Annotated in this window: 30 protein-coding genes; 27 read left to right on the top strand and 3 right to left on the bottom strand. The window is 28.3% G+C overall.

Going from position 1 to position 22,976, the window contains the following annotated elements; genetic code table 11:
* The first annotated feature begins 818 nt into the window (after positions 1 to 818).
* The 13 genes from T483_RS0116850 (at position 819) to T483_RS0116785 (ending at position 11,141) form a co-directional block, all read left to right on the top strand.
* The gene (locus T483_RS0116850; RefSeq protein WP_026887901.1) at positions 819 to 1,808 is read left to right on the top strand and encodes an alpha/beta fold hydrolase; all 990 of its coding nucleotides are present in this window, start codon (positions 819 to 821) and stop codon (positions 1,806 to 1,808) included.
* Between the two features lie 130 nt (positions 1,809 to 1,938).
* A complete protein-coding gene (locus T483_RS0116845) occupies positions 1,939 to 2,646 on the top strand; it encodes an SDR family NAD(P)-dependent oxidoreductase (RefSeq protein ID WP_026887900.1) in 708 nt (235 codons plus the stop codon).
* Positions 2,647 to 2,793: 147 nt separating this feature from the next.
* Positions 2,794 to 3,237 carry a DUF6790 family protein gene (locus tag T483_RS0116835; protein WP_026887899.1) on the top strand — a complete coding sequence of 148 codons (444 nt, stop codon included), beginning with the start codon at positions 2,794 to 2,796 and terminating at the stop codon, positions 3,235 to 3,237.
* 132 nt (positions 3,238 to 3,369) lie between these two features.
* Entirely contained in the window at positions 3,370 to 4,032 is a 663-nt protein-coding gene (locus T483_RS0116830; RefSeq protein ID WP_026887898.1) for a Type 1 glutamine amidotransferase-like domain-containing protein, read from the top strand.
* A 123-nt stretch (positions 4,033 to 4,155) separates the two neighbouring features.
* Complete coding sequence (locus tag T483_RS0116825) at positions 4,156 to 4,371, top strand: hypothetical protein (RefSeq protein ID WP_026887897.1); 216 nt, start codon at positions 4,156 to 4,158, stop codon at positions 4,369 to 4,371.
* Between the two features lie 250 nt (positions 4,372 to 4,621).
* On the top strand, positions 4,622 to 4,915 hold the full coding sequence (locus tag T483_RS0116820) for a hypothetical protein (RefSeq protein ID WP_026887896.1): 294 nt from the start codon (positions 4,622 to 4,624) through the stop codon (positions 4,913 to 4,915).
* Between the two features lie 273 nt (positions 4,916 to 5,188).
* Positions 5,189 to 5,854 (top strand): type A chloramphenicol O-acetyltransferase, encoded by a 666-nt coding sequence (gene catA, locus T483_RS0116815; RefSeq protein WP_026887895.1) that lies wholly within the window; start codon positions 5,189 to 5,191, stop codon positions 5,852 to 5,854.
* A 235-nt stretch (positions 5,855 to 6,089) separates the two neighbouring features.
* Positions 6,090 to 6,977 (top strand): alpha/beta fold hydrolase, encoded by an 888-nt coding sequence (locus T483_RS0116810; RefSeq protein WP_026887894.1) that lies wholly within the window; start codon positions 6,090 to 6,092, stop codon positions 6,975 to 6,977.
* Between the two features lie 547 nt (positions 6,978 to 7,524).
* Entirely contained in the window at positions 7,525 to 8,292 is a 768-nt protein-coding gene (locus T483_RS0116805) for a leucine-rich repeat domain-containing protein (protein ID WP_026887893.1), read from the top strand.
* Positions 8,293 to 8,833: 541 nt separating this feature from the next.
* Positions 8,834 to 9,445 (top strand): FtsX-like permease family protein, encoded by a 612-nt coding sequence (locus tag T483_RS0116800; RefSeq protein WP_026887892.1) that lies wholly within the window; start codon positions 8,834 to 8,836, stop codon positions 9,443 to 9,445.
* A gap of 324 nt (positions 9,446 to 9,769) precedes the next feature.
* A complete protein-coding gene (locus tag T483_RS0116795; RefSeq protein ID WP_347460307.1) occupies positions 9,770 to 10,057 on the top strand; it encodes a hypothetical protein in 288 nt (95 codons plus the stop codon).
* A gap of 57 nt (positions 10,058 to 10,114) precedes the next feature.
* Positions 10,115 to 10,546, top strand: coding sequence for a DUF4829 domain-containing protein (locus T483_RS32185; protein ID WP_242841877.1), 432 nt, complete (start codon positions 10,115 to 10,117; stop codon positions 10,544 to 10,546).
* Between the two features lie 208 nt (positions 10,547 to 10,754).
* Complete coding sequence (locus T483_RS0116785) at positions 10,755 to 11,141, top strand: VOC family protein (RefSeq protein ID WP_026887889.1); 387 nt, start codon at positions 10,755 to 10,757, stop codon at positions 11,139 to 11,141.
* 210 nt (positions 11,142 to 11,351) lie between these two features.
* Here the strand turns inward: T483_RS0116785 and T483_RS0116780 are convergent, their stop codons facing one another.
* The 3 genes from T483_RS0116780 to T483_RS0116770 all read right to left on the bottom strand — a co-directional run bounded on the left by T483_RS0116780 (position 11,352) and on the right by T483_RS0116770 (position 13,308).
* Complete coding sequence (locus T483_RS0116780) at positions 11,352 to 11,981, bottom strand: class I SAM-dependent methyltransferase (protein ID WP_026887888.1); 630 nt, start codon at positions 11,979 to 11,981, stop codon at positions 11,352 to 11,354.
* Between the two features lie 173 nt (positions 11,982 to 12,154).
* Positions 12,155 to 12,535, bottom strand: coding sequence for an RrF2 family transcriptional regulator (locus T483_RS0116775; protein ID WP_026887887.1), 381 nt, complete (start codon positions 12,533 to 12,535; stop codon positions 12,155 to 12,157).
* Between the two features lie 449 nt (positions 12,536 to 12,984).
* Complete coding sequence (locus T483_RS0116770) at positions 12,985 to 13,308, bottom strand: winged helix-turn-helix transcriptional regulator (RefSeq protein WP_026887886.1); 324 nt, start codon at positions 13,306 to 13,308, stop codon at positions 12,985 to 12,987.
* A 126-nt stretch (positions 13,309 to 13,434) separates the two neighbouring features.
* Between T483_RS0116770 and T483_RS30180 the strand changes: the two genes are divergently transcribed.
* From T483_RS30180 to dapF, 14 genes are all read left to right on the top strand, one after another.
* Positions 13,435 to 14,010 carry a flavodoxin family protein gene (locus T483_RS30180; protein WP_051560428.1) on the top strand — a complete coding sequence of 192 codons (576 nt, stop codon included), beginning with the start codon at positions 13,435 to 13,437 and terminating at the stop codon, positions 14,008 to 14,010.
* Positions 14,011 to 14,122: 112 nt separating this feature from the next.
* Positions 14,123 to 14,731, top strand: a complete 609-nt coding sequence (locus tag T483_RS0116760) for a DJ-1/PfpI family protein (RefSeq protein ID WP_026887885.1) — start codon at positions 14,123 to 14,125, stop codon at positions 14,729 to 14,731.
* 29 nt (positions 14,732 to 14,760) lie between these two features.
* Positions 14,761 to 14,889: a hypothetical protein gene (locus T483_RS32490; protein ID WP_278247446.1), complete on the top strand. Its 129-nt coding sequence runs from the start codon at positions 14,761 to 14,763 to the stop codon at positions 14,887 to 14,889.
* 710 nt (positions 14,890 to 15,599) lie between these two features.
* Positions 15,600 to 15,938, top strand: a complete 339-nt coding sequence (locus T483_RS0116750; protein ID WP_026887884.1) for a carboxymuconolactone decarboxylase family protein — start codon at positions 15,600 to 15,602, stop codon at positions 15,936 to 15,938.
* A 397-nt stretch (positions 15,939 to 16,335) separates the two neighbouring features.
* Positions 16,336 to 16,749, top strand: coding sequence for a hypothetical protein (locus tag T483_RS0116745; RefSeq protein WP_051560427.1), 414 nt, complete (start codon positions 16,336 to 16,338; stop codon positions 16,747 to 16,749).
* 213 nt (positions 16,750 to 16,962) lie between these two features.
* Positions 16,963 to 17,352 carry a hypothetical protein gene (locus T483_RS0116740; RefSeq protein WP_026887882.1) on the top strand — a complete coding sequence of 130 codons (390 nt, stop codon included), beginning with the start codon at positions 16,963 to 16,965 and terminating at the stop codon, positions 17,350 to 17,352.
* Positions 17,353 to 17,579: 227 nt separating this feature from the next.
* Positions 17,580 to 18,122, top strand: a complete 543-nt coding sequence (locus T483_RS0116735) for a histidine phosphatase family protein (protein WP_026887881.1) — start codon at positions 17,580 to 17,582, stop codon at positions 18,120 to 18,122.
* A gap of 67 nt (positions 18,123 to 18,189) precedes the next feature.
* The gene (locus T483_RS0116730) at positions 18,190 to 18,660 is read left to right on the top strand and encodes a GNAT family N-acetyltransferase (protein ID WP_026887880.1); all 471 of its coding nucleotides are present in this window, start codon (positions 18,190 to 18,192) and stop codon (positions 18,658 to 18,660) included.
* 634 nt (positions 18,661 to 19,294) lie between these two features.
* A complete protein-coding gene (locus tag T483_RS0116725; protein ID WP_026887879.1) occupies positions 19,295 to 19,927 on the top strand; it encodes a site-2 protease family protein in 633 nt (210 codons plus the stop codon).
* Between the two features lie 217 nt (positions 19,928 to 20,144).
* On the top strand, positions 20,145 to 20,627 hold the full coding sequence (locus tag T483_RS0116720; RefSeq protein ID WP_026887878.1) for an HIT family protein: 483 nt from the start codon (positions 20,145 to 20,147) through the stop codon (positions 20,625 to 20,627).
* A gap of 113 nt (positions 20,628 to 20,740) precedes the next feature.
* Positions 20,741 to 21,097, top strand: a complete 357-nt coding sequence (locus T483_RS0116715) for a RidA family protein (RefSeq protein WP_026887877.1) — start codon at positions 20,741 to 20,743, stop codon at positions 21,095 to 21,097.
* A gap of 91 nt (positions 21,098 to 21,188) precedes the next feature.
* Positions 21,189 to 21,455 carry an NUDIX domain-containing protein gene (locus T483_RS31140; protein ID WP_155268509.1) on the top strand — a complete coding sequence of 89 codons (267 nt, stop codon included), beginning with the start codon at positions 21,189 to 21,191 and terminating at the stop codon, positions 21,453 to 21,455.
* Positions 21,452 to 21,697, top strand: a complete 246-nt coding sequence (locus tag T483_RS31135) for a GNAT family N-acetyltransferase (protein ID WP_155268508.1) — start codon at positions 21,452 to 21,454, stop codon at positions 21,695 to 21,697. The genes T483_RS31140 and T483_RS31135 overlap by 4 nt, the downstream gene beginning before the upstream one ends.
* 140 nt (positions 21,698 to 21,837) lie before the next feature.
* Positions 21,838 to 22,704, top strand: coding sequence for a diaminopimelate epimerase (gene dapF / locus T483_RS0116700; protein WP_026887876.1), 867 nt, complete (start codon positions 21,838 to 21,840; stop codon positions 22,702 to 22,704).
* The last annotated feature ends 272 nt before the right edge of the window (positions 22,705 to 22,976 follow it).

The raw sequence follows: 22,976 nt of genomic DNA, 5'->3' as shown, positions 1-22,976 counted from the left end.
CATAATGTGTAGTTGAGTTAATACATATTTTTCTTAAATAATGAATTAATAAAATTAAAGACTAAATTGTAAAATCGTATTATTCAAGATTGAATTTGCGATTTTTTTTAATGCGTCATACTAAAATAAAACGTACTAGTAATTTATTGTGTAACAATTATTAATAGAAATAAGTATTGTGAGGGATATTATATGAAAAAAACATTAGGGGGGTTTATATTGGGGGTTGGGATAATAAGTTTATTAATTATTGTTATGAATTACACAGGTTATGATGAAAAGGTATCATTTTAATTGCATTGAACCCTATTCTATGTGAGATTATATACGTTGAGCCTTTCAGAACTTGGTTATTAAGCGGCATTGTTATGAGGCATTATTTGGGTCACCCTTCTGCAACTATAAATATATATTTAGCAAATCTATTGACATTTCTATTTTATGGTTTTATTTTCGGTTTACTAAAATACGGAATAGAAAAAATAATCAATTTTATATATAATTTGATAAAAAATAAGAAGTTTAATTAATAAATAATTTGGAACCAATATTGTTACAACATCTTCTCAAATCATTAATTAATAAAATTGAATAATGCGGGAGTAACAAAATTTATCATAATAAAGATGTATTTATAGTGTTTAAATCACAAGAATTTTTAGAGTTACATTAATGAAATTTTTATCAATTCCAAGAACTGGGGGATTTTATATTTGAAGTTATGTTACAATTAAGTAGGTATTTGTAAAAGGAATTAAATGGATAGTTTTGAAAATGCTGAAATAGAAAAAGGATATAGCTTCAAGGAGTGATTGTAAATGTATCTAAGTAGGAAAGAGAAGAAAGAGAAGCTTAAAACAAAAATTAAAAAGCGATTCATAAAATATACATATCGAAGTTTAATATTTGTAGCTTTCGTTTTGTTCATAGGCTTTGTTTATGAAAGAATAGGAGAATATACAGATGAAAAAAGATATCCTCCGGTAGGAGAAATGGTTGATGTAAATAATCATAAGATTAATGTATTTAGTAAAGGTGAAGGAGATAAGACTGTAGTTTTTTGTTCGGGACATGAAGCACCAAGCTCTTATGCAGATTTTTATCCTCTATATAATGAAATCTCAAATTATGCTAAGGTAGTCACTTATGATAGACCTGGTCATGGATGGAGTGAGGTAACAGATACATCCAGAGATATAGATTCTATAGTAAAGGAGATGCATGATGCACTTAAAGAATCAGGCCAAAAAGCTCCATATATATTAGTTGGTCATTCATTTGCATCATTAGAGGTTATAAGATTTACGCAAATATATAAAAATGAAGTATCTGGTATAGTTTTAATAGATGGTGGTAATCCCCAATATTATGCTGACACTGGATTAGAAATTTCCAAGAGTACAGAATATGCTTTTAAGTTCTTAAAATCAATAGGAATAGCAAGGTTGATAGTTAACCATACAGATTATTTTTCGAAAAATTTTAATTTATATCCCAATGATTTAAAACAGTTATATTTATCAATGATTCTAAAGACTATGTATAACAAAAATATTATAGATGAGGGTAATCAAGGAAAAACTAGTGCAGAAACTGTATTAGAAAATGGTCATTTAGGTGACATGCCTATAAAAATATTAACTGATCCATATGATTCAGCATGGAATAACACTCAAGCAGAATTAAAAGAATGGTCAACAAATAGCGAACAAGTAGTAGTTGATGGTGCTGGACATGCCATACATCATACACATCCTGATATAATAAATAATGAAATATTAGAATTGATAAAAAATAAAGATAACTAATTAGAATATCGTATTATTAATTAATTAATTAATTAATTAATTGCGGCATTTTTTCTGCAGAATACTAAAATAAAACGTAATAGTAAATTATTATGTAACAAAGGTGCAAGTTGATAAGGGGAATTAAGTTATGAAAAATGTATTAATTACTGGTGGAGCAAGAGGCATTGGCAAAGAATTGATAGAAGTTTATTATGCAAATAATTATAATGTTTTTTCTGTTGTGAGAAAACAAGAAGATGCAGAAGAATTGAATAAAGAATTTAAAAATAACTTTACTACAATTGTAACAGATTTAACAGATGATAAATGCATTAATATTATAAAAAATACTTTATCTAAAACCATAAATCATCTTGATTTATTAATTAATAATGCAGGCATTCCAGGAAATGCGTATAAAATTGAAGATGTAACCTCAATAGAAATGAAGTCTTTATTTGATATTCATTGTATTGCAATTATTAGAAGCACTCAAGCGACATTAGATTTTTTAAAAAAATCTAAAAAGCCCAAAATAGTTAATATTACATCAAGATTAGGATCATTAAGTGCAATGTCATCAGGAGAATTTGAGGATCGTAATTTTTCATATTCTTATCGCATTGCTAAAGCGTCTCAAAATATGTTGAGTATTTGCTTGAAACAAGAACTTAAATCATACGACATAGATGTTATTTCAATTCATCCAGGAAAAGTTAAAACACAATCAGGTTCATCTGATGCCAATTCAAGTGCATGTGAATCTGCTAGAAAGATATTCAAATGGATTGAAGGCGATAATATAAATAAAAAAGGTACATTTACTGAGCCATATGAAAGAGATTGGTTATGGTAATGAGTGTATACTTGATATTATCATTTCAAAACATTCTTATATGATGTAGTAAAAAAATTTAATAATGAGGTGTTTACAAAGTGTACTATAATAAGGATGTATTTATAAAAAATAGAGTTTGTAATGGAAAGCGCGGAGGAAATATTGATGATTTATATTATTAGTTATGTAATCGGATGGATACTAAGTATTATATATAATCTGCTGAATCCATCACAAGGTTTCATTTACAATGCGTGTTTAATTCAATTAGTATTTACAGTGGGATTCTTTGGAGTATTTAATTTTATTGGACATGTTGTTATAAGAGAAAAGGTTGCTAAAACAATAGGATGGGTTTCAAATGGATTTCAGGTTGAACTTGGAATTGTTTCATTAGGAATAGGCATATCCGGTATATTATGCTATTGGATTAGAGATGGATTTTGGATAGCTACAGTTATTCCATTTACCACTTTTTTATTTGGGGCGGCTATTTTACACATTAAAGAAATTTTAAGATCGAGAAATTTTAATCCCGGCAATGTAGTAATAATTATACCAGATATTATTATGCCTTTAACATTAATCATATTATTATTGTTAAAATAGAGCTAATTATAATAATTGTAAAATACTCTAGTATTCATAAAATGAATTTGTGGTCTTTTTAGATCCGAAACACTACAAAATTCTACTATAAAACTTAGTAAATTGTTTTTAATTAATAAGGGGTGAATGTTTATGGTAAATATGTTGTTTAGTTCATATAATTTTCACGAAAGTTGGGCAAAAGATATAGTATCGAAATATATAAATTCTAATGACAAAGTTTTAATAATTCCATTTTCATTTGGTGAAAATATATGCAGTGATAATGATTGGCAGAATGCGTATAGTAAGAGTAATGGTAGATATTATGAAAGTATTGCTGTACCGTTTTTGAATTATGGAATTAAAGAAGAGAATATAAATTGGATAAATTATTTTAAAGATACAAAGGAAAATGCAAAAGTTAAAATAAAAAATAGCGATATAATATTTTTTACTGGTGGTCTGCCAGATAAAATGATGTTACGCATTAAGGAGCTTGGTTTTATTGATGATATTGAAAATTTTACAGGTGTCATTATTGGCAGTAGTGCAGGAGCAATGATTCAAATATCAGAATATCACATTACTCCAGATGAAGATTATAAAATATTTACATACAATTCAGGACTAAATTTGATTAAGGATTTTGATATTGAAGTTCACTATGAAGAAACTGAAATTCAGAATAAATATATTAATAAGGTATTAGAAGAAAAAAGAGAGAAAGTATACGCAATTACAAATACTGGTGGAGTAATTATTAATAATAAAAAAATAACCTTATTAGGAAATGTTCAAACATTTAGCAAATAGTAATACACAATCTGTAGATTTTGCTTAGTAAATATAAAGAGTTCTTCTGACAATTGGATATTTACAAGATATGCTATAATTAAATCATAATGATAGATTGTTGTAAATTTGGAGGGGATTGATTTGGAGAGAAGGTTTAGTCTTTTATTTGGGATAATTGGAGGTTTTTTTCTTACACAAATATATGGTGTATTTCAATTAAAAATGGCTTTTGGAAGCTTAAATGGCTATGTTACAGAAGTTATATTTAGAATACTTTCAATCATGGGGCTTATATCTAGTATTTACGTTAGTATTTTATTGATTTTTGATACGATTAAGACAATACACAAAAAGTAGTAGTGACTTTATAGCTATGGCACAATATTCTTAAGTTATGAATCAATAAAATTAAAGACTAAATTGTAAAATCGCATTATTCAATAGATTGGATTTGTGATTTTTTTACTACACAATTCTATTATAAAACGTAATAGTAAATTATGAGGTAGTAAATAAAAAACGTACATCTAAATATTTTAAAAATATGTTATAATTAGGATGGAATGTTAACGAGTTATTTTATTTATAGATAAGGAAGATTATTTTTATGAAAAGTTATTATTATTTTTTAGCACTTGCAACATATGTAGTATCCTTTTTAATATGTTTTAATATCTGCTTAAAAGTAGATATAGAAAAATTTATATGTGGTAAAATAAGCAGAAGAGTTTGTTTGGTTATAATTGCTTTTTTATTTAGTAGTGTTGGTTCTTTAGTCATAAATGGTTTAAATATTGCAAGAGAATACAGATCTTTGATTGATTGTTTTTTTATTGCTGGACCAGCGACGGCTCTTTTTGTTTGGGCAATACCAGTAAAAATAAATCATAATCATCCATGAGTAACAATTAATATAAGTAAAGACTAGATTGAAATATTACATGATCATCTAGAAGTTGTAATGTTTTTTTGCATGATTTAGACGTAATGCACAATGTGTAGATTTGATGTAGTAAATAAAAAAGGTCTTCGAAAATTGGACAGTGCGGTATTACAGAATGTGTTATAATAAATTAAAGTATAAATATCATTGTAAAAGGGAGATTGAAATGGCTAGGTCACGGAAAATAGCCTTCTAAAATAGAATTACAAAAATTTTTAGGAGGCCTAAATTATGAATTTTAATTTAATAGATATTAATCATTGGAATAGAAAGCCATTCTTTGAACATTATTTAAATAATGTGAAATGTACTTATAGTATGACTGCCAATATAGAAATAACTGATTTATTGTATGAAATTAAACTTAAAAATATTAAATTTTATCCTACACTTATTTATATGATTGCAACTGTGGTTAATAATCATAAAGAATTCCGTATTTGTTTTGATCATAAAGGTAGTTTAGGATATTGGGATAGCATGAATCCAAGCTATACTATTTTTCATGAAGAAAACGAAACATTTTCAAGTATATGGACGGAATATAACGAAAGTTTTTTACGTTTTTATAGTGATTATCTTGATGATATAAAGAACTATGGAAATATCATGAAGTTTACTCCGAAATCAAATGAACCTGACAATACATTTCCGGTATCAAGTATTCCTTGGGTAAGTTTTACAGGGTTTAATTTGAATGTATGTAATGAAGGAACATATTTAACTCCTATTTTTACTGCAGGAAAGTATTTCAAACAAGAAAATAAAATATTTATTCCTATATCAATACAAGTGCATCATTCTATCTGTGACGGTTATCATGCTAGTAGATTTATTAATGAAATGCAAGAATTAGCATTTAGTTTTCAAGAATGGTTAGAAAATAAATATATTTAGATAGTCATGTCTTGATTACATTATTTATAGAGTAATAAAAATAAAGAATAGAAGAAATACCGCATTATTCAATAAAAATGAATTTGCGGTATTTGTCTACTTAAGTACTGCGCAATACTAAAGTAAAACGTAATAGTGAATTAATGCTAAATAATGATCGCTTATTTACAAATTGATAAAAAGACGTTTTATAGTATTATATTAATAATAAGAATACAAAAGGGAGATGTATGCGATGGCACGCATAAATGCAAATGGAATACAAATTGAATATGAAATTTTTGGTGAGAAGACAAACCCTACTATAGTACTTATTGCGGGAAATGGTGCTCAGTTAAATTTTTGGGAACCAGATTTTTGTGAAATGCTTGCAAAGGAAAATTTACAAGTTATAAGATTTGATAACCGCGATGTGGGATTGTCTACAAAATTCGATGTGGCGGGTATTCCTGATATGGAAAGAATATACCAGGCAGCGCAAGAGGGAAAACCAATTAACGTCGCCTATACATTGGAAGATATGGCTGATGATGTGGCTGGTTTATTAGATGCGCTCAATATAAAGAAGGCTCACATCTGTGGTGCTTCTATGGGAGGAATGATTGCTCAGGTTTTTGCCTATAGGCACCCTTCACGTATATATAGTTTAATTTCCATTATGTCATCTACAGGTAATCCCAATAATCCACGAATATCACAAGAGACATTGGAGATTGTTACAGCAATTCCCCCAAATGAACGAGATGCATACATTGATTATACTTTACGTATGTGGAGAAATCTTTGGAGCAAAGGGTTTCCTTTTGAGGAAGAACGTGCAATACGGTATACTGAAGAAAGCTATGATCGTTCTTATTATCCACAAGGAGCTGTACGCCAAAATGCGGCGTTGGTTGCTAATGGAGATAGGAGACAACACCTTTCATTATTAACAGTTCCAACACTGGTAATTCATGGAACTGCAGATCCATTGTTTCCTGTTGAAGCAGGAAAAGATACAGCACGTACAATACCTAATGCTAAATTACTTTTGATTGAAGGAATGGGACACGATATGCCTAAAGGAACATGGAAATGCATAGTTGAAGCTATTTCTAATCTAGTAAACGACACGTCTCATTAATGTTAATGAGAAAAGATACAACCATGTTTATTATGTAAGCAGAAAGTGGATTTATCATTATCCCAAATTCCAAGTTGTAATTAAATTATTTCGCATTATTTTTTAATGATGGATCAATAAAATTAAAGACTAAATCGTAAAATCGTATTATTCAAAAAAATGAATTTACGATTTTTTTAATGCGTGATACTACTAAAATACGTTTTTTATTGATCAATTTTTAGTAGCTTTAAGTCAGTTGTACGGAAATATGCTGGCGTTTTTGCAGTAAAAAAGATGTTAATATTATATAAAAGCAAAGCAGATATGGGTGTAAAACTCCCCTGATCTTATAGAGTTTAATATAAGCCTGCTTTGTTAGTTATAGGACAGATCAATATAAAAAAGAATTAGAAAGATAAAAGGAAAGGATTAATTATTCAGGCTAATACTTTTGATTTTTCATAAATGTAGTTTTTAGTAATAAATAATAAAAGCATTACTAAAAATATAATATAATTGTATATTGTGTTATTATATACAATAAATTACATAGGGGGCATAAAGAATGAAAAGTTTGAGACTAATAAAAGTGATAGCGAGTTCATTATTTGTATCTTCGTTATTAGCACTAAATCCAATAGGAGCGAGTGCAGAGTGGAAGAGTGATCCTAGAGGCTGGTGGTATACAGAAGGAAGTTCATGGGCTACAGGCTGGAAGTTAATTAATTCTAAATGGTACTATTTTGATTCTAAAGGTTACATGGCTAAAGATACAACAATTGATGGGTATTACCTAAATGGTAGTGGTGCATGGACAGAACTTACAACAAGTGGAAACTTTAAATTTGATAAATCAACTGGAACAATAGTAGAATACACTGGTTCTGATAGTTCAGTAGTGATACCAGATAAAATTGATGGTACTGAGGTTAAAAGGATAAGATTTACATCATCGTCTAGTTGTAAGAATTTAACCAGCATAACTATACCAGATAGCACGACTAGTATAGAATCTATAGTCTGTATGAATTGTAGTAATCTAACAAGCATAGTCATTCCTAATAGTGTAACAAATATACAAGCAGATGCCTTTAGTGGCTGTAGTAGTTTGAAAAGTATAATTATTCCAAGTAGTGTGAAGACTATTGAGAGTAGGGCATTTGCAGGATGTAGTGGTTTAACAAGTTTAAGTATTCCAAATAGTGTAACAAGTATAGGAATGTATGCATTTAGATTTTGTAATGAAGCCAAATTTTATGTAAGCAGTGAAACAACGAAACAACTTTTGGTTAATTCTGGTGTAAGTGAAAGCCAAGTCATAGTAAGTGCTTAATTATAAACAATAACTAAGGCAAAATCAAAAAAATAAATAGTTTTATAGGGTAGTGTAAAAGCTACTCTATTTTTATAAACAAAGATTATATCATACCTTATTTTTGCGTGTTTTTTCATAGTGAAGCTGACACCGGAAGCTATCATTAGTATTTATTCAACAGTTTAATGATATGCAATTAATGTAATGGCTATAGATAGAAAGATTAAAGAATTACAAGATGAAAATAGAAGACTTAAAGAGCAATTAGACGTTCTTAGATGAAAATTATATAATAAATAAAGAAAAAAATAAGCAACTAGAATCTGATTACAAATTGAGTAATTCATTAAGTACACCTTTTATATGTAGCCAATGTACCTAATAAGTAAAATAAAGTATGTATAAGTATATACACTTGATATTGTAGAAAGTGTGTAGCAACTGAGAAAGAGAATATTCTTTAAAATCCAACAAGGAAAAGTTTTTAAAGTATGGTATAATAAGTTTAAAATTGTAATTAATTGAGTATATTTGCTAAAACAATTTTAGAAGGTGAAATATGAATATTAATAAATTTAAATATTTCTTTTTAGATGCAGTAAAGAATTTAAAAAGAAATAGTACAATAACAGCTTTTTCGGTGATTACTGTATCTGCAACTCTTTTTGTTGTTGGATTATTTTTATTGTATCTGCTGTCAGTTGATAAAAATTTTGCTACTCTTTTTGTATCTAATTCAATTAATAAAAATTCTGTTTTTATAGATAATAAAGAAATGGTAATAGTTTTAAAATGGCTTGAAGTTGCAGCTTTTTTGCTACTACCAGTCATTTCATTATTTCTTGTTGTAACCTCATTTAAGATGTCTATTCTTCAAAGAAGGAATGAAATAAATATAATGAAGCTTGTTGGAGCTACTAACTGGTTTATTCGTTGGCCATTTATTATTGAAGGAGTAGTTATAGGAATTGTAGGAGCATTTGTGGGAAATGCACTGCTATTTTTTATATATGACTTTATTTACACCAAAGCATTTGAGTTTATTCCAGAATTAAGTCTTGTGCAACCTGCATTTATAACAAATTCAATGCTTTGGCCATTTGCAATAGTTGGAACATTCCTTGGAGCTATAGGAAGTATTATAGCTTTGAGAAGATTCTTAAATGAATAGTTTGAGAAAATTGAATAAATTGTTAAAAATAAATAATAGTATTGAAATTTCGTGTTATCCAGACATGGATTGTGATTTTTTTAATACGCCATAGTAAATTAATATGTAGGAGAATTTTATGAAAAAATATTATCTTTATTAATCGGAATAATATTTATTGGCTGTACGCCTAATATTACTGGTGATGAAAAGACAGCAGAGGATTTTGTTAAATCTCAAGGATATACTATCATTGCTCGAAAAGGTGAAATACAGAAATATACATTAGAAAGAAGCAAACTTTATGGAGGTATTAATACACTTGAATATCAACAAGCCTGGGCAGTGCAAACAGTAGAACCAGATAAATATTTTGTAAAGGAGATAGTTGTATATGGTTATACAGTAAAAAAACACCCTATGCAAAAAGAAGATAGAAATGCTAAAGATGGTGTTAATGTATATGTAATGTTATGTGAAGGGAATATCATTGGAGGATATTCATATCCTAATGCTGATGTTGTTGGAGCATTTAGTTCACTAGATGGCAAAACATTAGAAGAAGTAACGGGATTAAGTTATAAAGAGTGGCAAGATAACTGGAAAATTAAGTATCTAGCGACTTTCTTATAAAATATAACAGTAAATTATTATTATTTATTATATGATTTTAAATGGGGTGGAATTTATATGAGAAAAATAATATTTTTTCTTTGTCTAATTTTAGTAGGAGTCTCTTTTGTGGTTTATAAACAAGTTGGAAAAACTGATAATGTTGTAGTGAGTATTGGAGCAACTGACAAGTTCAGTGAGAATGAATTAAATGATGCAGTGAATTGCGTAAAGAAAAGTTTTAAAAGTTATAATGGATGTACTCTGACAAAATTATGGTATGATGAAAAAAAATCAGATCAACTTAGTGAAGGTTATTTGAAAAATGGGAGAGGTTCAGTGAATGGTGTCAAACCTGAAAATGTAATTGTTTTGCTATCAAAATTTGATGTAGATTCTTCAGGTGGGGATGGAAGTTTAAATCCAAATTCAACTTATGATAATTATAATTGGATATTAATAAGGGACAGTAAAACGGATAATTGGAAAGTTGATGATCGTGGATATTAAAAAAGAAAATAACTAAATACATTGTATACATGATTACAATAAGTTCACAATTTTCTTAAATTATGAATCAATAAAAATAAATATCAAATTGTAAATCGTATTATTCAGAGATTAAATTTGCGATTTTTTTCTGCGAAATTCTAAAATAAAACTTAATAGCAAATTAAAACTATCTATATGTTAAATTAAGAAAGGGGACAAATATACTATGAAAGCACAAATTAATCTTATTACGATTTGGACAAATGATATAGATAAAATGAAAAATTTCTATAATCAAGTTCTCGGATTTAGAATTGAAAATGACCTTGGTAATTATGTTGAATTTGAAAACGATGGAGTAAGGTTTGCTATTTGTATGAGAGATGTTATGTATGTGTATAGTGACGAATATAGGAAAGAGTCATCTGGACAGGGATTTGAACTTGCTTTCCCATGTGAAAGTCCTAATGATGTTGATGAATCATTTAAGATGCTAATTTCCAAAGGAGCAACTTCTGTTCACGAGCCACAAAATATGCCGTGGAATCAAAGAACAGCACTATTTGCTGACCCTGATGGAAATATACATGAAGTTTTTGCAGAAATTAAATAATACGTAGTTTTCTTACACTTAGTATCATAGGTGGACAATCTCAGCTATAATTTTTTTAGGCTGTATTTCAACATAACATTAAAATACAGGCAAAATAAAAATACCAACATTTCAATTTAAGAAAAGTTGGTATTTTTATTTTTGTCATAATAGTTGACTAGTACACCTACATAATTTTATTGTAAGCACAAAAGTTTAGATTTATCAGCTTTATCTCTCTTTTCTGCATTTTATCATTAAAAAGTTTACTGGAGGTTTATCTGGATTATCCTTATATATGTCATCAATTTCTACAAAGTCTATAAGACCATAATTTCCGAAATCTTTCGCTATAGACTTAGAATTATAGAAAAACAGCTTTACCCCATATGTTGTTTCATAATAATTTTCAGCAAGCTTCGTGCCATTTCCGTACATTGGAGCTTTTTCCGAAACGGCTGTAAAAATCATATATCCACCTGGTTTTAAATGGTTATAGCAATCATTAATAAACTTTTTTCTTTCATCTTCATTTAACAAATGAATAAGTGCAAAGCTAGCTACGCCATCATAGAGTTTATTTTCAAAAGGCATATCTGATACTGATCCATGATAAATTTTATTATTAATTCCATTTTCTTTTGCTATATTAATTGCTGTTTGAGAAATTTCGATTCCTGTAACATCCATGTTATTATCAACAAATGGTTTTATATTTCTTCCATATCCAACACCTGGTATTAAGATATCTTTTAGATTACTTTCAGCAAAGTAATCTGCCACTACAATTGCAGTGCTTGATGGCTCAAAACCCCACATTGCTTGCTTTTCCGCAAAACTTTTTTCCCAAAAATCTGACATATAAACATCTCCTTTAAAATTTCTTATAACTTTATTAATATGAATCTTATTTTTAGAATAAAGATTGTTAATAAGTTATTTATAACTCAAATATAATTGTTTTAATCAAATACATTACAGACTGTATTTATCTATGATTAGAGCATGAAAACACCTATAAAATTAAGGTGCATTTATATAATTTCAAATAGTTTTTTATTTTTAAGATAATTTTCCATTATATTTTCCGCTTCTTCCATTGCTTTTTGGATTTTGCATGCATGATTTTCATCCATTTCACATGTAAACATAGGGCTGCTTCCTTCAATTGCCTCAATTACATCTAAAAGTGAAATATCCTCTTTGTTTTTACGCAAAACATAACCACCATTCATACCTGGGGTTGATTGAACTATATTAGCTCTTACTAGCTGCGTTAAAATCTTTGACAAATAACTCGGAGAAATATTTAAATGGGTTGCCAGAGGCTGCAGACTTAAATTATCTCTTTTATCATACTTAATCATATATGCAACTATATGTAATGCATAATTAGTAGCTTTGGTATATTTCATACTAATCCTCCATGTATCATTAATAGGATATTACAGACTGTATTTATCTATAATACATCCGTCTATACTTTTAGTCAATACTTACTAATGATTAAGTAACTTTTATTATGTTTTTTATCTAAACCTATAAACTTTATAGCTCAAATTATGTAGCGCATTCATATATGAGACTAAAAGACTTAAAAATCAGGAGCCAATGTATGTATGACTTGTGTGATATTTTGTAAATTATGTTATAATAAGTGATATGTAAAACTATAATCTAATAAACAATAGTAGAATAGAGTGTAGCTATTTAATAAATGAAATACGGGTAATGTTTATAGAAATATGATTACCCAATCACAATTTAGTATTTGATAAATGCTACAAGGAGGAAAAATAAGTAAGTGGAGGTATAAATTAAACTGCTCAATAAGTACCAGTTCATGAGCAGTCTAAAATTGCTATTAAGGAAGATTAATGCTTCCCCAATCAGACATAAGTTCTAAAATTGGAATTAAAGTTTGTCCTTTATCTGTTAATGAATACTCTACTTTGGGTGGAACTTGTGAATATTCTTTTCTTGAAACAAGGCCACTAGCTTCAAGGTCTTTCAAGTGTTGAATCAAGATTTTGTGACTAATGTTTGGGAGAAGTTTTCGTATCTCTCCATATCTTTGAGTTCCTTTAGTTGATAATATCCACATTAAAACCCATTTCCATTTGCCTCCAACTATAGATAAAGTGTATGATATCGGACAAACAGAGGGATCTATAATACCATCTTTCATATAATACTCTCCTTTTGGTATAGTACTAGACAAAAAAGTGCGTACTTTTATATCTAAAATTAATTATATATAATAAAAACACAAATTCAAGCAGAATAAATTTAGAAAAGGCTGGTGTTTTCAATTATGAAAGTATTAGGAATAATGGGGAGTCCAAGATTAAATGGTAATTCATCTACTCTTTTGAAGAAAGTGTTAGAGGGAGCAAAAGATGATGGTGCAGTTACAAATTCGATTTCAGTAAGTAATTTAGATATTAAAGGCTGTATTAACTGTGATGCATGTAAAAGATTAGGAAAATGTGTGATAAAAGATGACATGCAAAACATATACGATATGATCAATGATGCTGATATAGTCGTATTTAGCTCACCAAACTACATGGGAGGAATTCAAGGAAAATTAAAATGTGTTATAGATAGATTATATGCATATATGAAAGAGGGATTAGACAAGTCATTTGATAAAGAAAAGAAAGTTGCACTTATAGTTACACAAAATGCTCCAGAAGAAACATCTTCCTGCTATGAAGCGTTCAATCATCTAAGATATGTTTTAAATCTTACATTTGAGGGGAATTCTGAAGTTCCTTGTAGATTTCTTTTAGGAGGAGGATTGGTTACTCGCGATTCTGCTGGTTCTAATAAAGAACTGATGAATAAGGCGTATAACATGGGAAAAGAATTAGTACAAGGAGTCTAATAATATAAACATTTTATAAGAGATAATTCTTTGGTTGCGATTGAACTTTAGAATCTAAGAATAATTAGTGATGTGAGCTGTTTCTAAAACTATAAAATGGGGAGTTGATAACATGAATTATAGAGTTGATATACTTTTATTTGATGAATTTGAAACATTGGATGTATTTGGTCCTGTTGAAATATTTGGACGATTACCGGATATTTTTAAATTGAATTTTATATCGGTTGATGGTGGTATTATTGAAAGTTCTCAAAAAGTGAGAGTTGATACTAATTTATATACAAGAGACAATGATACTTTGAAAATTTTATTTGTACCAGGTGGAAGTGGTACAAGAGAAAAAGTTAATGATGATGATTTTATAAATTTCATTGAAAACATGTCCAAAGAATCAAAATATATAATTAGTGTATGCACAGGTTCAGCTTTACTTGCTAAAGCAGGAATTTTAAATGGGAAAAGAGCAACATCAAATAAAAGAGCATTTAAATGGGTTACAGAACAAAATGAAGATGTACTGTGGGTAAAAGAATCAAGATGGGTAAGGGATGGTAACATATATACATCTTCTGGAGTATCCGCAGGAATTGATATGGCATTGGGTTTGATAGAAGACTTAATAGGAAAAGAAAAAGCATTAGAGATTAGTCAAAGTATTGAATATTCATGGAATGAAAATAGTAGCTATGATCCATTTTCTAAAAATATGAATGATTAGATAAAAAGTTGTAGAAGAGAGGGATTTCAATGCAAACAGTCGCGGGTGTAGTTTTTGTATTGATCATGATAATAATTGGGATGATTTTTGGAAGGCTAACACAATTCATAAGTATCATTACTAATGGAATTGCTAAGTTTTTTAAAGAACTATTTTAAAATCAGTAAGTGTTAGGTATTGATAGATATTTTTTTGTAATCTGAGTACATTATCTTGAACTTGATGAATTGTGTGATGACAGCAATTTAATTGAAATTCCATCTTCCAAAAGTTCTCATAAATTTTATTACAAACTTGGATATGAGTATAGAACATGCATACCAGTATTTAATAAAAATAATGGTTCAACTATTATGTATAAATATAAGAAAGTATAACATTACATACCTGAAATTAAAGTTAGAAGCAGTGATCAAAAGGGAGAGAGTAAAAATGACTGCATACGAAAATAGTTAAAATATTCTCTTATTAAAATACAGCTCAAAATAAAGATACCAACATTTCAATTTAAGAAAAGTTGGTATTTTTATTTTTGTCTTGATAGTTGATATTAGAATAAATCATCTTATTATAAGCACAAAATTTCAGACGATATCAGAGCATATGTGGATGTTGGTAGCGTGTTTTAAATGAATAAAAATACTTGATGCAGATAAATGGGGAATAAAGGCTAACAACTTTATAAATCAAAGTGATGTAGTATGCTCATGTATCAGAATAAAAGGCTTAAAAATAGAGAACCAATGTATGTATGGCTTGTGTAATATTTTGTAAATGATGTTATAATAAGTGTTATATAAAACTGCCTGATGAGCAATAGTAAATTATTATGAAGTAAACTTTATCTATATAATAGGGGGGAATAGCGATGAATATTAAAGAGATGAAAGAGTATCGAAAAGAGTACAATCTGAAACTTATTCAGACTGATGACTTCTTTAAGGAATTTGGAGAATTGGATGATAAAACATATTCTGCTGGTGCAATAGATAAAAAGCACAAAGAACTTATGGGATTAGCAATTTCAGTAGTTAGTCGTTGTAATGAGTGTATTTGTTATCATATTGAGGGGTGTATGGATGCTGGAACGAGTATGCAGGAGATTATGGAAGCAATAAAGGTTGGTGTAATTGGTGGTGGTTCTATTACCTATCCAAATGCGAGATTTGCTATGAAGGTATTAGAAGAATTTATATCTAAAGAGTAAAATATACCAAATAGATTATTAATATAATCTATGTCATATGTAGAAAATGCGAAGTAAGTGAAAGGTGGAATTGATATGGAAGAAAATAAGTTATCATATTACAATATGGGAACCATAGAGAGTAGCACTCAATACTAAAATTTAAAATAAAAAAGCCCCAATAAAGGGGCAAATAGTAAGGTTTTAGTTCAATCGATAATACATTATTATTATATGTATATTATGAATCAATATTCAAACTGTAGATTCAATGTAATAAATGAAAACTTGTTCTTTAAAAATTAAATAGTATGGTATATGATTTCACATAAGTATAAATCATAAGAAAATCATAACTTTTTCAAGTTTTACCACATATATTATTAACTATAATAAGAACTGTCAAAGGAAGATAATAATGCAATATCCTTATAATATACAAGAAATTGAAAGAACTAAAGATACATCAGATAAAATAGAATTCGCAGAAATTTTAGGACAGTACTCATGTAACGTAGCCAAAGCTATATTTGATGTCACAAGAATCATCATTAAATTAACAAAAGTGGATACGAATGTAGTTTATGGGGACTATGCTTATCTTATTGGTTATTATGATCCCAATACATCAACTTTAACAGGAACATGGAGGCCATCATGGGATAGTTATTCATCTTATGAATGCCCTTGCGCTCATGGAATATTTAGATTGAAGTTTTATAAAAGAAATGAGCAAATAGGATTTAATGGTACATTGAAAGCTGGTAATAACGAAGATGAAAATTACTCTAACGTGGACTATTGGGTTGGTACCAAAATAAAAGACGCTTAAATTTTCTACACGTTAGACAAAGGAATTAAGAATTACATAAGAAAATAGAGAAGTGATTGCCAAAGATTTACAAAAGAAAAGTAATAATGCAACCTAAAAAAATATAAAAAGCCGTACTATTAAGAGTGGTGCGGTATTTTAATATGCTACGCAATACTAAAATAAAACGTAATAGTAAATCATTATGAATTAACGTTAGGAGAAGAGATTTTTATGAAAATAACATTTGAAAAATTAAGTAACCTTTCTCTAATATATATTAAATTAAAAGAGTCTAATGGCAAAGTCAAAACAATTCAGGACGCTCTGTGCGAGTTATTGTTTGATAAAGATAACAACTGGATAGGTATAAATATTTTTAATGAAAGCAAGTGCTGTGGTGAGTTCATCCTTCCTAATGTAAAGAGTATAGGAAACATAAATATTCAGCAGACTGATGAAATGGTAACAATATTATTTAATGAAATGACTAATACATACTGTAAGAGAGAAGAGCTATGCAATGTTGATTATAATGAAAATGAATTTTTAGGAATTGAAATTATACTTAAAGACTTTAATTGCAACACAGAAGTGATAGCGGCATTTACGATATTCCGTTAAAGTAGCTTTGTCAAATAGCTGATAATCGTGGTTGTGACCATGTTGAATGTGGTGTTTGAATTGGAATAAGACAAGCATTGATTTTTTTGATTGAACAATCAGGTATAGTGTTAGTTCAGTTAGTGTGAATTTTTCACATAAATCATAAATGCAAGTATTTACGAATTAATCTATTAAAATCAGTTAAAAAGAATTTTGGTTAATACCAAAACTAAAAGGAGGAAATAATGTATATTGGATTAGTCAGACATTTTAAAGTTGATTGTGGTGCGCAGGTATTTATGGCATCGAATGATTTTGAAAAATGGGTAATAAAATATGATGATAGTGGCGTAATAGAAAATAAAATTGAAACACAAAACATAAAATGGGACAAGTGCTTTTCAAGTGATTTGCCAAGAGCGATCAAAACTTCTCAAACGATTTTTAAAGGTGAAATAATAAAAACTCAACTATTGAGAGAAGTCCCTTTATCACCTATATGTGAAACTAAATTAAAACTTCCTCATAGCTTTTGGTGTATAGCAGCAAGAATAGCATGGAATTTTCATCATAAATCCCAAGCGGAAACTAGGAAAGATACTCAAAAGCGAATAAATGAGTTTCTTAATGGTTTAGATAAGGAGTTAGATACTAATATATTAATTGTTTGCCATGGTTTCTTTATGAAAATAATTGAAAGAGAACTTAAAAGAAGGGGATTTAGGGGACAAAATATACCCAATAGGCCAATAGCTAAAAATGGAACATTGTATGTGTATAAAAAATAATTAATTCGCTGTATTCTTACAAAACATAATAGTAATTTATTATAAATTAAGAAGGAGAAGATGTTAAGTGATTATTCGTAAGGCTAAATTAGAAGACGATAATAATCTACTAAATATGTTATTGTCTTTAGATAAAGAAACTAAATATATGTTATTAGAACCTAATGAAAGAGAACATGATATCAGCAGAGTACAAGGAATGATACAGCAGAGTGTAAGTGGCCCTAACTTTTTATTAGTTGCAGAGGAAGAAGATAATATTGTGGGCTTTCTTTCCGCCAAAAGAGGGAGTTTAAAAAGAATTAAGCATACAGCGTATATCGTTGTTGGAATTCGCGAGATTCATCGTGGAAAAGGAATTGGGACAAAATTTTTTTCTGAATTGAACTTATGGGCAAAAGAAAATTTAATTACAAGACTTGAATTGACAGTAATGTGTCCTAATGTTGTTGCGAAACATCTATATGAAAAGAATGGATTTGAGATAGAAGGTATTAAAAAGAGGTCTATGTTGGTTGATGGCCAATATGTAGACTAATTTTATATGGCAAAGTTGTATTAATATAATTTACAGTAGTAATTATTACTTAATTTTATCATAAAACATATATAGTAAATTTAGACGAATTAAAAGCATATAAATGATTAATTAGAGGCGGTGATTTAGATTAATAATGGAAAAATTAAATTAGTAAAAGTATTGTTTTTAGTTGTAGGGCTTATATTTCCCATAGGTTTATTGATGGGTTTCGTTACTGATAAAGTTGCCTTTCCAGTAATGTTTACCTGCATTGGGTGTCAGCAATTATTTAATGGGCTAATATCAAAAGACAAATACTTAAAAATACTTTCAATTTCATTTGGTATATTGATGATACTATTTGTAGTATTTTATGTAATTCCCAGATATTATTTTAAATAAGTTGGATTATATGTTTGTGCAATATTTAGATTTAACGTAATAAATTATAAAAATGTTATTTGAAAATTGAACAATGTGATCTTTACAAAATATGCTATAATTAATGTGAAATAGTAAATTGTTACAATAAATGTAATAGAATGTAGATGACTTTATGGACTATATTTAAATTAAGTATTTTTTATAATTAAAGATGAAATTAGATGTATTTAGTGTTTTTTATTATTTAATAAATTATTGAGGGGGAAAGATGGAAAGATTTAAAAAAAGAATTATTATATATGTGACTGCATATATAACTCTATGTATAACTACAATATTACATGAAATGGGTCATTCTATAGCTGCTTATTTTTTCAAAATTAAAAATAATCCATTTGATATTATTTATAGTACGAAACTTTTTATGCTTGGGACAAGTGAAAATGTTGATTATGATAAGGTGTCAAAATTAATAAAATATAAAGCAGTATTAATATCATCTGCGGGGTTAATTGTTAATTTTATTGTTGCCGTAAGTCTAATTATTTTGTTAATAGTTTTTTATAAAAAGTTTAACAAATTTATTTATTTTGCTCTATACTCATTTTTATTTTGGAACATAAATGAATTCTTTAACTATTTTGTAATCCGCAATATATTCTTAAGAGGAGATGTTGCCAATATTGTAACTTATGGTATACCACATATTTTGGTTTTAATATTAGGAATTGGTTCTTCATTGATTTTAGTTTACTTTCTATTTTCAAAAGTTAATAAGAACCTATTTAGGTCATTTGATTTGACAATATATCAAAACATAAATTTATCAAAAAAAATAGCATTGATTTTTATTATATGCCAAGTTGTAACATTATATAATGCTCTTTTTTCTTATAGTTGACACAGATGTTAGTTAGATATTTAGTGAGAAATCCTAATTATTTTAGTTTAAATTGCATAATTAACATGCAATTTTCTTATATCATGAATCAATAAAAGTTAGTAACAAATTGTAAAGTCGTATTATTCGAGAAACTGAATTTACGATTTTTTTATGCGTAATAGCAATTAAATGGGAATATGAAATCTTTTATAAATATGAATGGAGGGTGGATATTATGGATAGTTGGAAAAATGATAGGATTGGCTCTGCAGAAAGAGGCGAAAATCCTACAGTAATGGTAAAAATGAAAAGTGGATTTGCTGTTATAGGAGATAATCAATTTCTGCCAGGATATTGTGTTCTTCTTGGATATCCAATGGCAAGTTCACTAAATGAGTTAACGATGGCTGAAAGAACTCAATATTTGACTGATATGACACTTATAGGTGATGCTATTATAAAAACATGTAATCCATTAAGAATTAATTATTCTATACTAATGAATTTAGACCACTATTTACATGCACATATTGAAGCACGTTATGATTGGGAACCTGATGAGAATAAGCTCAGACCATCTTATTTTTATCCAAAAGAACAAAGATATAGTAAACAATATGAATACTCAGAAGAAAAATATGGTGAGTTAAAAGAGAGTATAACCAAAAACTTATTAGAATTAATGAAAAATGCTGGGTATGATATGACAGATGATTAGTGAGCAACCTTCTTATAAAACATAATAGTAAATTCATGGGGAGCAATAGTGTTTGTTTAACTAAAAGATAAATAGGAATTTGTAACGAAAATAAAATATGAGGAGAATGTTAAATGAGAGAAATTATAAGAACAGAAATAGACGAAGAATGGGCACACTCTGCGATTGTTGAGGCAGGAAATCATGTTTATATCAGCTATTGCATGAAGAATGAGGGACAAGCGATAGAAAATCAAATAAATGGTGCATTTGATGTTTTGAGTAAAAGACTTGAAAAGATAGGCTTGACATTGAAATCTGTAGTGCAAATGGATTGCTTATTTAGAGATATTAAAGATTTATCGTTTTTAGGAGAAATAATTAAGGAAAGATTTGAAGGAAAATATCCAGCAAGAAAGGCATATGAAACAAAGTTCATTAGAGATGGAATTGACTTTCAGGTTGATGCAGTAGCTTTCAGAGAGAATTAAATAAATTCAAAATTATCTTTTAGTTACTTCGAAACTGAAGAGCATTATGAATTAGACATATAAAGAATTGTTAAGGGTAGTGTGAAAATATATGGATGAATACATAAAAAAGTTAAGAAAGCATATTGGTAATGAACCATTACTTCTTGTAGCAGCAGGAGCTATAATCTATAAAAATAGAAAAACATTATTACAGAGAAGAGCAGACAGTGGTAATTGGGCAATACATGGAGGAGTTCTAGAATTAGGAGAAACAGTAGAGGAAACATATTTAAACTTAATTTTAGATATGAAAAAAGAAGGATATAAAATGTTTGCACTTTATGTAGATAAAGAGGTTGTTGCGGTTGCAGGGTGATTAAGCTTACAAACTTATATTACGGCAAACATGTATGGGTTAATGATTTAGTTACTGATGTAAATCAAAGGTCGAAGAAATATGGAGAGACGCTCCTATCATTTATTAATGAATGGGCAAAAGAAAATGGTTGTGATGTAGTTGCATTATCATCAGGATTGCAACAAGCAGAAGCACATAAATTTTATGAATCCAAAATGGGATTTGCTAAGACCAGTTATGTATTTAAAAAGAAGATTTAATTTTTATAATTATATAGATATGCGACACAATGTGTTTATAAGACTTATGAGTGGAATTATATTAACTGTATAAAAAGTGACTTAGTAAATATTAATTGCTGTACAGTTAAAATTAGATGATATAGAAAGAGAGACAAAAAATGAACGTGAATCATTTTGTGAAAACTCATGGATTAGGAAATGAGTATATAGTTTTAGATGAAGAAAAGATAAGTTTAAATTTAACACAAAAAGCAATTCAAAGAATATGTAATGTGAATTTTGGCTTAGGGTCAGATGGAATTCTACTAAAAGTAAAATCAAACAAAGCAGATTTTGGATTAAGAATTTTTAATCCAGATGGTTCTGAAGCGGAAAAAAGTGGAAATGGTTTAAGGATATTTTGTAAGTACATTTATGATTATGGTTTAACTAAGAATGAAGAATTTTCTGTTGAAACTAAAGGTGGGATAGTGAATGCAAAAATTATTGAAACTTCAAACAAGAAAGCAAAACTAATTTCAGTAGATATGGGAAAAGCAGTGTTTAATTCAAAAGAAATTCCTACAAACTTTAAGACAAAAGAAGTAATAGGAGAAAAACTTCAAGTTGATGATAGAGAATATGAAATAAATTGTGTTTCAATGGGAAATCCTCATTGTGTTATTTTAAGAGAAGAATTAAAGACTGATGAAATAAAGAGGTATGGAAGTATTATAGAAAACCACTGGCAATTTCCAAATAGAACTAATGTTCAATTTGCAAAAGTTACATCAAGAAGTGAGGCTGAGATATTAATATGGGAAAGAGGTGCCGGCTTTACATTAGCATCTGGAAGTTCATCATGTGCAGTAGCAAGTGTTTTAAGAAAAAAGAATCTTGTTGATAATAAAGTTAAGATTAAAATGCTTGGTGGTGAATTATTAATAGAAATAGATGAATATTGGAATATAAAAATGACTGGAGAAGTGAGACAAATAGCAGAAGGAACATTAAGTGATGAATTTATAGAGGATTTGAATAAGTAAATATATACATATATTTTGATGAAAATATTGACTATTTTAGATTATAGATATTTTCAACGCTAGAAACCATAAACAATAAATAATAGATATAGTGTTTTTACATTGGAATGATATCGATTAGCGTTGCTAAAAATATGAAAAATAATTGATTGAAATGCTTTATTACTTAGAAGTGAATTTTCGGTATTTTGATTACTCAATCTAAAAAAACGCAATACTAAATTATTGTAAAATAAAGATTATTTATATAATAGAAATATTGGGAGAATGAA

It is taken from the genome of Clostridium beijerinckii HUN142, from assembly GCF_000621745.1.
Classification (GTDB): Bacteria; Bacillota; Clostridia; order Clostridiales; family Clostridiaceae; genus Clostridium; species Clostridium beijerinckii_A.
The sequence above is the reverse complement of the archived record's forward strand: the minus strand, read 5'-3'. Positions and strand labels throughout refer to the sequence as shown.

Bases quoted from the DNA above. Each gene is read 5' to 3' on its own strand.
- T483_RS0116735 (WP_026887881.1), top strand. From the start codon at position 17,580: ATGTATATTGGATTAGTCAGACATTTTAAAGTTGATTGTGGTGCGCAG.
- T483_RS0116745 (WP_051560427.1), top strand. From the start codon at position 16,336: ATGCAATATCCTTATAATATACAAGAAATTGAAAGAACTAAAGATACA.
- T483_RS0116810 (WP_026887894.1), top strand. From the start codon at position 6,090: ATGGCACGCATAAATGCAAATGGAATACAAATTGAATATGAAATTTTT.
- T483_RS32490 (WP_278247446.1), top strand. From the start codon at position 14,761: ATGCAAACAGTCGCGGGTGTAGTTTTTGTATTGATCATGATAATAATT.
- T483_RS0116800 (WP_026887892.1), top strand. From the start codon at position 8,834: ATGAATATTAATAAATTTAAATATTTCTTTTTAGATGCAGTAAAGAAT.
- T483_RS0116720 (WP_026887878.1), top strand. From the start codon at position 20,145: ATGGATAGTTGGAAAAATGATAGGATTGGCTCTGCAGAAAGAGGCGAA.
- T483_RS0116775 (WP_026887887.1), bottom strand. From the start codon at position 12,535: ATGAAATATACCAAAGCTACTAATTATGCATTACATATAGTTGCATAT.
- T483_RS0116740 (WP_026887882.1), top strand. From the start codon at position 16,963: ATGAAAATAACATTTGAAAAATTAAGTAACCTTTCTCTAATATATATT.
- T483_RS0116820 (WP_026887896.1), top strand. From the start codon at position 4,622: ATGAAAAGTTATTATTATTTTTTAGCACTTGCAACATATGTAGTATCC.
- catA (WP_026887895.1), top strand. From the start codon at position 5,189: ATGAATTTTAATTTAATAGATATTAATCATTGGAATAGAAAGCCATTC.
- T483_RS0116805 (WP_026887893.1), top strand. From the start codon at position 7,525: ATGAAAAGTTTGAGACTAATAAAAGTGATAGCGAGTTCATTATTTGTA.
- T483_RS0116850 (WP_026887901.1), top strand. From the start codon at position 819: ATGTATCTAAGTAGGAAAGAGAAGAAAGAGAAGCTTAAAACAAAAATT.
- T483_RS30180 (WP_051560428.1), top strand. From the start codon at position 13,435: ATGAAAGTATTAGGAATAATGGGGAGTCCAAGATTAAATGGTAATTCA.
- T483_RS0116835 (WP_026887899.1), top strand. From the start codon at position 2,794: ATGATTTATATTATTAGTTATGTAATCGGATGGATACTAAGTATTATA.
- T483_RS0116770 (WP_026887886.1), bottom strand. From the start codon at position 13,308: ATGAAAGATGGTATTATAGATCCCTCTGTTTGTCCGATATCATACACT.
- T483_RS0116760 (WP_026887885.1), top strand. From the start codon at position 14,123: ATGAATTATAGAGTTGATATACTTTTATTTGATGAATTTGAAACATTG.
- T483_RS0116845 (WP_026887900.1), top strand. From the start codon at position 1,939: ATGAAAAATGTATTAATTACTGGTGGAGCAAGAGGCATTGGCAAAGAA.
- T483_RS32185 (WP_242841877.1), top strand. From the start codon at position 10,115: ATGAGAAAAATAATATTTTTTCTTTGTCTAATTTTAGTAGGAGTCTCT.
- T483_RS0116725 (WP_026887879.1), top strand. From the start codon at position 19,295: ATGGAAAGATTTAAAAAAAGAATTATTATATATGTGACTGCATATATA.
- dapF (WP_026887876.1), top strand. From the start codon at position 21,838: ATGAACGTGAATCATTTTGTGAAAACTCATGGATTAGGAAATGAGTAT.
- T483_RS0116750 (WP_026887884.1), top strand. From the start codon at position 15,600: ATGAATATTAAAGAGATGAAAGAGTATCGAAAAGAGTACAATCTGAAA.
- T483_RS0116830 (WP_026887898.1), top strand. From the start codon at position 3,370: ATGGTAAATATGTTGTTTAGTTCATATAATTTTCACGAAAGTTGGGCA.
- T483_RS31140 (WP_155268509.1), top strand. From the start codon at position 21,189: ATGGATGAATACATAAAAAAGTTAAGAAAGCATATTGGTAATGAACCA.
- T483_RS0116785 (WP_026887889.1), top strand. From the start codon at position 10,755: ATGAAAGCACAAATTAATCTTATTACGATTTGGACAAATGATATAGAT.
- T483_RS0116715 (WP_026887877.1), top strand. From the start codon at position 20,741: ATGAGAGAAATTATAAGAACAGAAATAGACGAAGAATGGGCACACTCT.
- T483_RS0116780 (WP_026887888.1), bottom strand. From the start codon at position 11,981: ATGTCAGATTTTTGGGAAAAAAGTTTTGCGGAAAAGCAAGCAATGTGG.